Annotated in this window: 15 protein-coding genes; all 15 read left to right on the forward strand. The window is 48.6% G+C overall.

Translation table 11 applies throughout. The features are described 5' to 3' along the window. The first annotated feature begins 19 nt into the window (after positions 1 to 19). Complete coding sequence (gene hydA, locus C0033_RS17410) at positions 20 to 1,402, forward strand: dihydropyrimidinase (protein ID WP_103229174.1); 1,383 nt, start codon at positions 20 to 22, stop codon at positions 1,400 to 1,402. A 32-nt stretch (positions 1,403 to 1,434) separates the two neighbouring features. Then, positions 1,435 to 2,769, forward strand: coding sequence for a selenium cofactor biosynthesis protein YqeC (yqeC, locus tag C0033_RS17415; protein ID WP_103229175.1), 1,335 nt, complete (start codon positions 1,435 to 1,437; stop codon positions 2,767 to 2,769). Beyond that, complete coding sequence (locus C0033_RS17420; protein WP_103229176.1) at positions 2,762 to 3,781, forward strand: XdhC family protein; 1,020 nt, start codon at positions 2,762 to 2,764, stop codon at positions 3,779 to 3,781. Before yqeC ends, C0033_RS17420 begins: the two co-directional genes overlap by 8 nt. Continuing rightward, positions 3,775 to 4,185 carry a LysR family transcriptional regulator gene (locus C0033_RS17425; RefSeq protein ID WP_347501171.1) on the forward strand — a complete coding sequence of 137 codons (411 nt, stop codon included), beginning with the start codon at positions 3,775 to 3,777 and terminating at the stop codon, positions 4,183 to 4,185. The genes C0033_RS17420 and C0033_RS17425 overlap by 7 nt, the downstream gene beginning before the upstream one ends. Positions 4,186 to 4,284: 99 nt before the next feature. Further along, positions 4,285 to 5,322 (forward strand): molybdopterin-binding protein, encoded by a 1,038-nt coding sequence (locus C0033_RS17430; protein ID WP_103229177.1) that lies wholly within the window; start codon positions 4,285 to 4,287, stop codon positions 5,320 to 5,322. A gap of 54 nt (positions 5,323 to 5,376) precedes the next feature. Further along, positions 5,377 to 5,865, forward strand: coding sequence for a cyclic pyranopterin monophosphate synthase MoaC (gene moaC, locus C0033_RS17435; RefSeq protein ID WP_103229178.1), 489 nt, complete (start codon positions 5,377 to 5,379; stop codon positions 5,863 to 5,865). Further along, positions 5,858 to 6,820: a GTP 3',8-cyclase MoaA gene (moaA, locus tag C0033_RS17440; RefSeq protein ID WP_103229179.1), complete on the forward strand. Its 963-nt coding sequence runs from the start codon at positions 5,858 to 5,860 to the stop codon at positions 6,818 to 6,820. Before moaC ends, moaA begins: the two co-directional genes overlap by 8 nt. 3 nt (positions 6,821 to 6,823) lie before the next feature. Further along, on the forward strand, positions 6,824 to 7,258 hold the full coding sequence (locus tag C0033_RS17445) for an MOSC domain-containing protein (RefSeq protein ID WP_103229180.1): 435 nt from the start codon (positions 6,824 to 6,826) through the stop codon (positions 7,256 to 7,258). After that, positions 7,246 to 7,734, forward strand: a complete 489-nt coding sequence (locus tag C0033_RS17450; RefSeq protein WP_103229181.1) for a MogA/MoaB family molybdenum cofactor biosynthesis protein — start codon at positions 7,246 to 7,248, stop codon at positions 7,732 to 7,734. Before C0033_RS17445 ends, C0033_RS17450 begins: the two co-directional genes overlap by 13 nt. Beyond that, complete coding sequence (gene yqeB / locus C0033_RS17455; protein WP_103229182.1) at positions 7,731 to 8,534, forward strand: selenium-dependent molybdenum cofactor biosynthesis protein YqeB; 804 nt, start codon at positions 7,731 to 7,733, stop codon at positions 8,532 to 8,534. Before C0033_RS17450 ends, yqeB begins: the two co-directional genes overlap by 4 nt. 81 nt (positions 8,535 to 8,615) lie before the next feature. Further along, positions 8,616 to 9,548, forward strand: coding sequence for a molybdate ABC transporter substrate-binding protein (gene modA, locus C0033_RS17460; RefSeq protein WP_347501172.1), 933 nt, complete (start codon positions 8,616 to 8,618; stop codon positions 9,546 to 9,548). A gap of 81 nt (positions 9,549 to 9,629) precedes the next feature. After that, a complete protein-coding gene (modB, locus tag C0033_RS17465; RefSeq protein WP_103229183.1) occupies positions 9,630 to 10,328 on the forward strand; it encodes a molybdate ABC transporter permease subunit in 699 nt (232 codons plus the stop codon). A 43-nt stretch (positions 10,329 to 10,371) separates the two neighbouring features. Then, entirely contained in the window at positions 10,372 to 11,415 is a 1,044-nt protein-coding gene (locus tag C0033_RS17470) for an ATP-binding cassette domain-containing protein (RefSeq protein WP_103229184.1), read from the forward strand. A 28-nt stretch (positions 11,416 to 11,443) separates the two neighbouring features. Then, a complete protein-coding gene (locus tag C0033_RS17475; RefSeq protein ID WP_103229185.1) occupies positions 11,444 to 12,031 on the forward strand; it encodes a nucleotidyltransferase family protein in 588 nt (195 codons plus the stop codon). Then, complete coding sequence (locus C0033_RS27670; RefSeq protein WP_278320760.1) at positions 12,018 to 12,530, forward strand: hypothetical protein; 513 nt, start codon at positions 12,018 to 12,020, stop codon at positions 12,528 to 12,530. Before C0033_RS17475 ends, C0033_RS27670 begins: the two co-directional genes overlap by 14 nt. Positions 12,531 to 12,926 lie beyond the last annotated feature (396 nt).

A 12,926-nucleotide genomic window follows, 5' to 3' on the forward strand; every position in this document is an offset into this window, starting at 1 on the left:
TAGGGAAGGAAGTGGCAATATGAAGCGATTATTAAAAGGCGGCACCGTAGTCATGGAAACATACCATGAGAAGCTGGATGTGCTGATGGATGATGAGAGCGGAACCATCTGCCAGGTAGCAGAGGAGATTGTTCCGGAAGAGGGAGCAGAGGTTGTGGATGTGACCGGAAAGCTGTTGTTTCCGGGATTCATCGACGCCCACACCCATTTTGATCTGGAAGTGTCCGGCACGGTGACTGCCGACGATTTTGAAACAGGAACGAAGGCGGCCATTGCCGGCGGAACGACGATGATCATCGATTTCGCCACGCAGAATAAAGGGGAAACTCTTCATGAAGCGCTGGAAAACTGGCATAAAAAGGCGGATGACAAGAGTTCCTGCGATTATGGATTTCATATGGCCATCTCCGACTGGAATGAATCGGTCAGTCAGGAGCTGGAAGAACTGGTGGCCGGAGGAATTACCTCTTTTAAAGTGTATATGACTTATGACAACATGGTGCTGGACGATAAGGAGATCTACCAGGTGTTAAAGCGGCTGAAGGAAGTGGGGGGCATTACCGGCGTCCACTGTGAAAATTCAGGGCTTATCAAGGCTTTGATCGAAGAACAGAAGGCAAAAGGAAACTTTGCCCCTTCCGCTCATCCGAAAACAAGACCGGACCTGGTGGAGGCGGAAGCGGTCAGCAGGCTGCTTAAAATTGCCGATCTGGCGAAAGCGCCGGTGATCGTGGTGCATTTAAGCTCCGGCGCCGGTTATCAGGAAGTGAAATATGCCAGAGAACGGGGCCAGGAGGTCTATCTGGAAACCTGTCCACAGTATCTGCTGATGGATGACAGCTATTATGAAAAACCGGATTTTGAAGGCGCTAAGTATGTGTGTTCTCCGCCTCTTAGAAAGACCACGGATCAGACGAGATTGTGGAATGCCCTGAGAAAGAACAACATCCAGACGGTCTCCACGGATCACTGCAGCTTTACTTTGAAGCAGAAGGAAGCGGGAATCGATGATTTTACAAAAATTCCAAACGGTATGCCGGGAGTGGAAAGCCGCCCTGTGCTGTTTTATACCTACGGAGTTCTGGAAAAAGATCTTTCTCTGGAACAGATGTGCCGCATGCTTTCCGCTAATCCGGCCAAACTCTATGGAGTTTATCCGAAAAAAGGCTGTATAAAACCGGGCAGCGATGCCGATATTGTAGTATGGGATCCGGATGCATTATGGGTGATGAATAAAGAAAATCAGCATGCCAACACGGATTACTGCCCGTTTGAAGGAACTGAAGTAAAAGGTATCGCCGGACAGGTGTATTTAAGAGGAAATCTGGTGGCTGAAAACGGGGAGATTCGGAAAGAACATGCAGGGCAATATATAAAACGTCAGAAATATATGCAGTTTTAAATGTAAAACGAAATACAGCAGGAGCAGACGGAATGGAATTATTGGAGTTAAGTCTAAAACAGGCGGAAGAAGTCTATAATCTTCATATGAAACGGGATTTTTCTGATAAACTGCGCCCGTGGAACAGCTGTCTGTCCTTGTGGGAGAAGGGGCTTTATATGTGCCTGGGACTCTTTGAGGACGGCGGATTGAGAGCTTATGGGTTCTTTGTGAAGATTGGCGGTTTTCCTTATGTGTTACTGGATTATCTGGCGGCATGTGAGGAGTTCAGGGGCAGGGGATACGGCAGCCGGTTCATGAGTATGGCTGGAAGCTATTTTTCCGGTATGGAAGGAATTATGCTGGAATGTGAAGCGCCCTCTTCTGCGGAAAATGAAGAGGAATATTTCCTGCGCAGGCGGCGTATAGATTTCTATATGCGCTGCAAAGCGGTTCTCACGCGAGCCTGCTGTCACATGTTTGGAATTGATTACAGTATTCTTCTGTATCCTGTGAAGCTGGAGAAACCGGAGGAAGCGCCGGTATTTTCGATCATGGATGAATTTTATCATACGATGTATCCGCCAAAGGCTTACCGGGAAAAGGTGAGCCTTTGGGTGGATTTAAGCGATAAAGGTCTGTTGGAAGCGCTGGATATCAGAAACCGGATACCCCGGGTCATCTCCCTGGTTGGCGGAGGGGGGAAAACTACGGTGATGTATGAGCTGGCTAAGGAGCTTGAATCCATTGGAAAAAAGGTAATTGTAACCACCAGCACCCATATCAGAAAGCCAACGGATTACCGGACCATGACGGCAGAACGGGCGGAGGAACTGGAGAAAATACCATGGGATCATGGAATCCTTGTGACCGGGCGGGAAGCTGAGGACGGCAAATTAAAAGGAATGGCGGAGGAAGAGCTGGAAAAACTGAGCGCTTACTGCGATGTGCTTTTAATTGAAGCGGACGGAGCGAAATGTCTCCCGCTAAAGGTTCCCATGATTCACGAACCTGTGATCATTCCAGCTACAGAGATGGTGATCGCCTGCGCGGGACTGGACTGCGTGGGCAGGCCCTTTAAGGAGTATTGCTTCCGGCATGAGAAAGCCTGTGGTTTGCTGGAAAAAGGGCCGGAGGATATGATTACTGAAGAAGATGTGGCTGAGATCCTGTGTTCCCCGGAGGGAAGCAGGAAAGCGGTGGAAGGCCGGGAATACAGAATCATCCTGAATAAAGCGGATGATGAGGAACGAAAACGGATGGCGGAGCGGATTATCGGCCATTGCAGAAAAGAATATACTGGAATTACTGCAGTAACCGCATTTGAACAAGGAAAAATGGCGCTGGCGTTAAAAAGCGGGCCATGGAAAGGAGATCAGGATGAATGAATACAAGGAAATAATGAAACGTCTGGAAAAAGGGCCGATTTACCTGTTTACCGTAGTATCCGGGTCTTCGCTGGGAGAAAAGGTGATCTTACAGGAGGGGGAATTCATTTCCCTCAATTCCGGAATGGATCAATTCTGGAGTGCGGCCGTGATGCTTGCGGATCTGACAAACTGTCCTTATCAGTATGAGGCGTTTGGAGAACAGATTTTTGTGGAACGGATGGTTCAGGAACCGGAACTGGTGATCTGCGGAGGCGGACATATCTCTCAGGAACTGGCCTTTATGGCGGACTATCTGGAATATCCTTACACGGTCATGGACGACAGGGAAGAATTTGCCAACAGGCAGCGTTTCCCTAAGGCGAAGGAATGCATTTGTCAGAGTTTTAAAGAAGCGTTGGAGGAGAGAGAGTTTTCGCCCAATGCTTATTACGTAATTGTGACTAGAGGCCATTCGGCGGATCTGGAATGCCTGGAGCTGATATTAAAACGTTCTTACGGATATGTGGGGATGATCGGCAGCAGGAATAAGGTGAAAAAGACCATGGAAACTCTGAAAGAGCGGGGATTTACCCAGGAGCAGTTAGACGAAGTCCATGCGCCCATCGGCCTTCCGATCGGCGGAGAGACGCCCAGGGAGATCGCTATCAGCATCATAGCCCAGCTGATTCAGAGGAAAAATGCTGACCATCCGGCCAGCTACATAGAAAATGAGATGAAGGAAGCGCTGGAACAGGAAAATGCCTCCCCCAGAATGCTGCTTCGGATTATCGGAAAACGGGGATCTGCCCCGAGAGGGATCGGAAGCCGGATGATCGTCGGATCAGAAGGAATTTTATGTGGCACAATAGGCGGAGGTATGATAGAATATAAGGCAGTGGAATATGCTGTCGGCATGATTGCCAGAGGCGAGAAACTGAAGGTCGGGACTTACCGGCTGGATACGGGAACCGCCGGTTCTCTTGGTATGTGGTGCGGCGGCGAGGTGGATATACTATTTGAAACTTGTTAATTGTCTGGCAGGTCTGCGCAGTTACGAAACCTGTTTATGAGCCGGAGGAACAGATGGATGATGAAAAGCTGAAGTTTCATATGAGACTTCGGGTTTATAAGGAAGAACGGAATTTCGGGCCGGGAGTCTCCACTCTCATGATGCTGGTGAGGGAAAGCTCTTCCCTGTCAGCTGCCTGTAAGGAGATGAACATGTCTTATTCGAAGGCATGGAAGATCATAAAGAATGCGGAACAGGATCTTGGATTCGAACTGATGGAAGGAACCAGAGGCGGCGAAAGCGGCGGAGGGACGGTTCTTACGGAGCGGGGAGAGGAATTTTTAAAGCGCTATCTGGAGTTTCAGGAGGAGACGCAGAAAGCGGCCCAGGAGATCTTTGACCGGGTATTTAACGGGGCTGAATAGGAGACGGTGAACCGGCATTTTATTTTTAATACGGATATTCTTACTTGAAAATAACGGCTGGATATTTATGCCGCAGAAGGCGGCGGAATCGAGGATAATATGAAGGAAATTCGCACAGAGGATGCGGTCGGGCAAGTATTGTGCCATGATATAACGCAGATTATACCGGGCGTGGTAAAAGACGCCAGGTTTCGCAAGGGACATGTGGTGACGGAGGAAGATATTCCGGTGCTTTTGTCTTTGGGCAAAGAACATCTTTACATATGGGAAAATGATGAGACCATGTACCATGAAAATGAAGCGGCTGAGATTTTATATGAACTGTGCCGCAGTGAACACATGAACCGAAGTGAAGTAAAAGAAGGTAAAATTGAATTATCGGCAGCCGTTGACGGCCTGCTTAAAATAGATACAAAACTGCTGGACCGGATCAATGGACTGGGAGATATGATGATCGCCTCCCGCCATCCCAACACTCCGGTGAAAAAAGGGGACAAGATCTGCGGAACCAGAATCATACCGCTGGTGATAAAAAAGGAGAGGATGGAAGAGGCAAAGGCCGTATGCGAAGGCCGTCCCATTTTCACCCTGCTCCCGTTTCATAAGAAAAAGGTGGGAATTGTGACGACCGGAAGCGAAGTGTTTCACGGCCGGATTGAAGATAAATTCGGACCGGTGCTGAGGAAAAAGGTGGAGGAGTACGGATGTGAGATTCTGGGACAGACGCTGACGGATGACGATCCGGAACACACGAAAGAGGCCATAGAAGCGTTTATTGCCCAGGGCGCTGAGCTGGTGCTGTGCAGCGGCGGAATGAGCGTTGATCCGGATGACAAGACGCCTCTTGCCATTAAGAACACGGGAGCCAGAGTGGTGACCTACGGCGCGCCGGTGCTTCCGGGGGCCATGTTTATGCTGGCCTATGTAGAAAGGGACAAGGAAAAGCCGGTTCCTGTGGCAGGGCTTCCGGGCTGTGTGATGTATGCGAAGAGAACCATATTCGATCTGGTGCTGCCCAGGCTTTTGGCCGATGATCCGGTGACAAAGGAAGAGATCGACAAGCTGGGAAGAGGTGGGCTCTGCCTGAACTGTGATGTCTGTACTTATCCGAACTGCGGATTTGGAAAAGGATGGTAAGATGGGGCTGAATACAGCCGGACGAATATTAATCATTAGATTGGAAGATAAATTATGGGAGAATTAACACATTTTGATAAAGACGGCAATGCATGGATGGTGGATGTGGGAGAGAAAGCGGAAACGGAACGCATTGCGGTTGCCTGCGGAAAGATTTATGTGAACAGCCAGGTATTTGAAGCCATAAGGGATAAGACGGCTAAAAAGGGAGATGTGCTGGGAGTTGCCAGAGTGGCCGGCATCATGGGAGCGAAAAAGACTTCGGATCTGATTCCCCTCTGCCACATTCTTCTGCTCACCAAGTGCAGCGTGGAATTTCAGCTAAATGAGGAAGAGCACTCCGTAGAAGCGGTCTGCACGGTAAAAACCTTTGGAAAAACCGGGGTTGAGATGGAGGCGCTGACCGGCGTGAACATCGCGCTGCTCACCATTTACGATATGTGCAAGGCCATGGACCGGGGGATGAGGATCAGCGATATCTGCCTTTTGAAAAAGGACGGCGGAAAGAGCGGCCTCTATCTGAAAGAAGGCTGCCATGATTGACAAAGCAGGGAGAGAGATTGATTATATCAGGATTTCGGTGACCGACCGGTGTAATCTGCGGTGCTGTTACTGTATGCCGGAGGAGGGCACTTCGTTAATCAGCCACCAGGAGATTCTTACCTTTGAAGAGATTGAGATGATTGTGAGATGTGGCGTTACGCTTGGGATTAAAAAGGTGAAACTGACGGGAGGAGAGCCTTTGGTCAGGAAAAACCTGCCTTATCTTGCAGGACGGATTCGCAGTCTGCAGGGAATCGAGGATGTGACCATTACTACCAACGGCTGTCTTTTGGGCGAACAGGCCGGGGCGCTGAAGGATGCCGGAATATCCAGCGTGAATGTGAGTCTGGATACGCTGGATAAGAAGCGTTTTGCCGAGATCACCAGGAGGGACAGTTTTGATCTGGTGATGGGCGGCATTGAACAGGCGATGGCCTGCGGGCTGAATGTAAAGCTGAACTGTGCGGTGATGGAAAGCCTGACAAGGGAGGATGTGCTGGCATTTGCGGCTTTTTCGGAGGAGAAGGGGATTCCGGTCCGGTTTATCGAGATGATGCCCATCGGACAGGGCTGCGGATTTAGCGCATTGGATAATGAGGAGCTTTTGGACATATTAAAGAGCCGTTACCCGGATATCAGGAAATCAGCACAGAAACGGGGACACGGGCCGGCCGGATATTATGAATTTGGAGAGCGGGGCTGTGTTGGATTTATCAGTGCGGTTCATCATAAGTTCTGTGACCGGTGCAACCGGGTCCGCCTGACTTCCGACGGATTTTTAAAGCTCTGCCTGGCTTCGGAAGAGGGGGTCAATTTGAGAGATCAGATCCGGGCCGGGATGGATGAAAAGGGATTGACGGAATTGATGGAACGTACCATTGCGGGAAAACCGTTGAGCCACCATTTTGAAGAGGCAGGGGTTAAGGCCCTTAATATGAACCAGATAGGAGGATGAGTTGTGGGAAAGATAATGGCAATCTGTATCAGTGAGAAAAAAGGTACTCAGAAAAGCCGGATAGAATCGGCCAATTTAATCGAGGAATTCGGGATTGAAAAAGATGCCCATGCGGGAAAATGGCACCGTCAGGTAAGTCTGCTCTCCTATGAGACTATAGAAGCATTTAAAGCGCGGGGAGCGGAGGTGAAAGACGGAGCTTTCGGGGAAAACCTGGTGGTTTCAGGAATCGACTTGATCCATCTTCCGGTGGGAACCAGGTTAAGAAGCGGCGAGGTGCTTTTGGAGGTGACGCAGATCGGAAAAGAATGTCACAGCCATTGTGAAATTTATAAGAAGATGGGCGAATGCATCATGCCTACCAACGGGATATTTACAAGGGTTCTGCATGGAGGAACCTTAAAGGCGGGAGATGAGATAAACGTATGTACAGAGTAGGAATTATTACTTCCAGTGACAAGGGAGCCGTAGGAGAGAGGGAAGATTTAAGCGGTCCGGCCATTGAAAAGATACTGCCGGACGATTTATACCGGATTGTGAGTTACCGGATACTGCCGGATGAGATCGAGGTTTTAAAGGAGGAGATGATCAGGCTTTCCGGAGAGGAACGGTGTGATCTGATTCTCACCACCGGAGGAACGGGATTCTCTCAAAGGGATGTTACGCCGGAAGCGACGCTGGCCGTCTGTGACCGCATGGCTCCGGGGATTGCGGAAGCCATCAGAGCTTACAGCATGGGCATTACAAAGAGGGCGATGTTAAGCAGGGCGGTCTGCGGCATGAGGGGAAAGACTTTAATTCTTAACCTTCCGGGCAGCCCTAAGGCGGTTAAAGAGGCGTTGGAATATGTGCTGGACACGCTGCCTCACGGAATCGATATATTGACAGGGAAGGCGGGAGAGTGCGCGCGATGAAGGTATTGATAAAAGGAGCCGGGGATCTGGCCAGCGGAATTGGGGCCAGGCTTTACAGAAGCGGTTTTTTAGTGGTGATGACGGATATTCCGGTGCCGACTACGGTGAGGAGGACGGTGGCATTTTCACCGGCCGTATACCAGGGAACCATGCAGGTGGAGGATATTACAGGAGTGCTTTGCCGGGATTTGGACGAGATTGAACAGGCGCATCAGAATGGACAGATCGCGGTTGTGGCGGACGAGCAGGCGTCTGTGCGCCAAACTTGGAAGCCGGATGTGGTGGTGGATGCCATCCTGGCTAAAATCAATCTGGGAACGAAGATTACGGACGCGGATATGGTCATCGGCGTGGGGCCGGGATTTACGGCCGGAGAGGACTGCCACTGCGTCGTTGAAACAAAAAGAGGGCATAATCTGGGCCGCTGTATCTGGAGCGGAAGCGCCATTCCTAATACAGGAGTTCCGGGGATGATCGGAGGATACGATAAAGAGCGGATTATCCGGGCCACGGCGGACGGTGTATTTAAGGGATGCGTTTCCATTGGAGATCTGGTCAGCCAGGGCGATCTGGTGGGATATTCCGGGGATTCGCCCATCTATGCACAGGTCGGCGGCGTAGTACGGGGGCTTTTGCAGGATGGAGTGATGGTGAAAACAGGAATGAAGTCCGGGGATGTGGATCCGAGGGGAAATGTGGAAAACTGTTTTACCATTTCAGATAAAGCTACGGCCATCGGCGGCGGTGTGCTGGAGGGGATTCTGCATCATTTCTATTATGAGAATAAAAAAACACTTTAAGGTGTTTTTTTATAGATTCGTTATTCTTGATTGAGAATAACGAAAGCGGCCTCAATCGGGTACATGGGTGCCGCAAAGTAAATGAAAAAGGAGAAAAGAAAGATTATGAGAAAAAGCAGCATGATGAAGACAGCGGCCGTTATGATGGCGGCAATGATGGCATTAACAGCCTGCCAGGGTTCAGCTAAGACAGAGGAGCCTGCATCAAAGGCGGAAACCACAGCGGAGTCAAAAGCAGAAACAGAAAAAACGACGGAAGCTAAGACAACCAAAGAAGAAATAAAAGCGGAAACACCGGAAGATACAAAGGCAGCCGGTGAAGAAGAAAAAATTCTTGTTGCGGCAGCGGCCAGCTTGAAGTATTCTTATGATGATGAATTAATTCCCATGTTTGAAGCAAAATATCCGGGAATCAAAGTGGAAGCTACATACGACAGTTCAGGAAAGCTTCAGACTCAGATCGAAGAAGGTCTGGAAGCGGATATATTCATGTCGGCGGCGATGAAACAGATGAACGCTCTGAAGGATGAGTCCATGATTGATGGAGACAGCATTGTGGAACTTTTGGAGAATAAGATCGTATTGATCGTGCCGGAGGGAACGGATTCTAAAGTCAGCTCGTTTGAGGATATCACAAACGCTGATTCCATCGCGGTAGGCGATCCGGACAGCGTTCCGGCAGGCCAATATGCAAAAGAAGCGCTGACCAGCCTCGGGTTATGGGATGAGGTTGTTAAAAAAGCCAGTTTGGGAACCAATGTTACGGAAGTTTTGAACTGGGTTGCTGAGGGCAGCGCAGATGCGGGAATCGTATATGCTACCGATGCGGCCACAACCGAACATGTGAAGATCATAGCGGAAGCGCCGGAAGGAAGCCTGGCAAAAAAGGTGATTTATCCGGTGGGCGTGGTTTCCGCATCGATGCATAAAGATGCAGCGCAGAAGTTTGTGGAATTCCTGCAGACGGACGAAGCGGCTGCGGTATTTGAGAAATATGGGTTTACAAAGAATTAAAGTAACAGAGATCAGGGATCTGAAAAGCGGCTGTGCGCCAAGCAATGTGTTAAAGCCTTGGCGCACCGCTTTTCAGTTTTTATGTTCTATAAGCATAGGAAAGGGTTAAAAATGGCTTCTTGGGTGATATCGATTAAAACGGCGTCAGCGGCGATCTGCATTACCTTTTTTCTGGGTCTTGCGGCTGCCAGGATAGTCGTGAATATGAAAAACGAAAATTTGAAAATGTTTTTGGATGGGGTTTTGACCCTTCCGCTAGTTCTGCCGCCTACGGTGGCCGGATTTTTTCTTCTGTATCTGTTCGGGGTGAAACGGCCTATAGGGCGCTTTTTTATCGAGTATTTTGGGGTTAAGATCGCTTTTTCCTGGGGGGCCACGGTACTGGCCGCTGTCTTAATCTCCTTTCCTTTGATGTACCGCTCGGCCAGGGGAGCATTTGAACAGGTGGATGAAAACCTGATCTATGCCGGAAGAACGCTGGGACTTTCCGAGTGGACCATATTCAGAAAGATCATCATGCCTGCAGCCATGCCGGGAGTGCTGTCCGGCGGAGTGCTGGCATTTACAAGGGGGCTTGGAGAATTTGGGGCCACAGCTATGATCGCAGGCAATATAGCGGGGAAGACCAGAACCCTTCCTTTAGCAATTTATTCAGAAGTTGCGGCCGGAAATATGGACAAGGCCGGAGATTATGTTACAATTATTGTAGTGATGTCTCTGTTGATCGTAGGCGGTATGAATTACTATGTAATAAGAAGAAAGAGGGTAACTGCTAAGTAATTCTGCGCATTTATGAAAGAAGTATTAATATAGGAGAGCGGATATGAGTTTATCGGTTGATTTGGAAAAAAAGCTTAAAGACATCACTCTCCGCATTTCATTTGAAACGGATGAAAACAGCGGAATCCATGGGATTTTAGGGGCTTCCGGCTGCGGAAAGAGCATGACGTTAAAATGTATTGCCGGGATCATCACCCCGGATAAAGGACGAATCGTCCTGAACGGCAGGGTGCTGTTTGACTCGGAGAAAAAGATTAATCTGAGAGTACAGGATAGAAAAATTGGTTATTTATTCCAAAATTATGCATTATTTCCTAATATGACGGTAAGGCAGAATATTGAAATCGCCGCTGACGGAAAGGACAAAAGAGAGAGGCGGGAGAACGCCGACCGGTGTATGAAGCTTTTGCAGGTGGAAGATCTGGCGGATAATTACCCGGGGCGGCTGTCGGGGGGGCAGCAGCAGAGAGCGGCTCTGGCACGGATTCTGGCTTCCGGCCCCGACGTGCTGATGTTGGACGAGCCGTTTTCAGCTCTGGACTATTATTTGAAGGAGAATATCCAGCTGGAGCTTTTGAATATTTTGAAGGAGTATCAGGGGGATATTCTTATGGTGACTCACAGCAGGGATGAGATTTACCGTTTCTGCCGGAACATTCATGTGCTGGAACAGGGCAATATGGTGGTGTCCGGCATGACAAAGGACGTGTTCGCCGATCCTAAGGCTGTGGCCGCTGCGAAGCTGACCGGCTGTAAGAATATTGTGCCTGCCCTGCGCTTATCGGATCATGAGGTGGATGTGCCTGAGTGGAATACGAAACTTATTTTTGAAAAGGCGGTTCCGGAAGAATTTGATCATATCGGCATCCGCGCTCATTATTTCAGGCGGAGCACTGCGGCAGATGTGAAAAATGTGATTCCCTGCAGGGTGAAGCAGATGCTGGAAGATCCGTTTGAGGTTACAGCGGTTTTGGATAATGATATTTGGTGGAAAATTCCTAAGAGAGAATGGAAGGAACAATATTGCAGACATCTTCCTGAGGAGATTGTGATTCCGGAAGAGAGCATTTTGTTTTTAAAAAAATAGAACAGATGGGAAACAGAAGGAGGAAGGAATGCGTCTTTCATTGGTACTTCTGGCTGCAGGGAGCAGCCGCAGATTTCATGGCAATAAGCTTTTATATCAGTTTTCGGGAAAACCCATGTACAGGCATATTATAGACCAGCTGGCCAAGCTGCCGGACTCCCTGTTTGAGAGGAGGATCATCGTCACCCAGTATCAGGAGATTGCAGATGATCTGGAAAAAGAGGGATATGAGGTGATCTTTAACTATGATACGGAACTGGGGATTTCCCATTCCATACATCTGGCCCTGGAATGCCTGAAGGATTTTGACGGAGGAGTGTGCTTTGCCGTCTGCGATCAGCCATATCTGAAAATGGATACGATCAGGGACTTGATTGGAGCGTGGCAGGAAAGCCAGAAGGGAATCGGATGTCTGGCCCATCAGGGGGAATTCGGCAACCCGGCCGTATTTTCCATGAAGTACCGAGAAGAACTGATGGAGTTAAGCGGCGATGTAGGGGGGCGAAGGGTGATAAGGAAACATCTGAACGACCTATTCCTGTATGAGGTGGAAGACGGAAAAGAACTGGTGGACATTGATATTAAGCTGGGAGGAATGGAAGATGAGAAAAACTAGAAAGAATATGGCTGCCCTGGCCGGTACCGTTATGATTCTGGCTCTCAGCCAGGCGGCCGTATCTTATGCGGGAACCTGGATCATGGATGACGGCGGAAGATACCGGTATGAGAATGAGGATAAGAGCCTGGCGGTGGGCTGGCTGGAAACAGACGGAACATGGTATTATTTTGATGAAGACGGATGGATGAAGACCGGATGGATTCAGGATCAGGGCCGTTGGTATTATCTCTCTGCATCTACCGGAGCGTGGACGGTTCCTCCTGTCAATGAAAGTACCGCGATATACCTGATGAAGAATGCGTTGGCAGACGCCGGGCTTTTTCAGGATGAAGAAAATCTGGATATTAAGATTGAATCCGTAACAAAGTCAACCATTGTGCTGACCGTAGGAAAGATAGACCGGCCGGAATCCTTCCGGGGATTTGCCCAGTACAGGGTGGACAGAAAGACGCGGAAGGCGGAATCGGTGTTTGGCGGGAATGATTTGAAATTGTAGAAAATACCGTATGAAGAAGGGGAAGTCCCACGGTTTTTATACGACATTCATAAATTGCATGATCTACGGCGCGGTTTTAAGGAAAAACCGTCAGATCATGCATTTTTTTTGACTTTTTCTCTTGTATATAGATAAAAATCCTGCATCGATATAATAAAAATTAAGAAAGAATTTAAAAAAACGGTTACAAATTAAAAAAAAATTAAAGAAATTACTCAAAAACGGTAGACGTAATTATACGATGGAGGTATAATAGCCCTATATTAATTGTCAGAAAATGTAAAATAGCATAAATGAGGACTTGGAATTTAGCATTGATATGTTAAATTTTTTTAGCGTTCAAAGAGCTTTTTTACTTAAAAAATCGTATAAATACGATAACGGAGGGAAATTTTC

Origin of the sequence: Clostridium sp. chh4-2, from assembly GCF_002899675.1 — a bacterium.
In the GTDB taxonomy this organism is placed as follows: domain Bacteria; phylum Bacillota; class Clostridia; order Lachnospirales; family Lachnospiraceae; genus CHH4-2.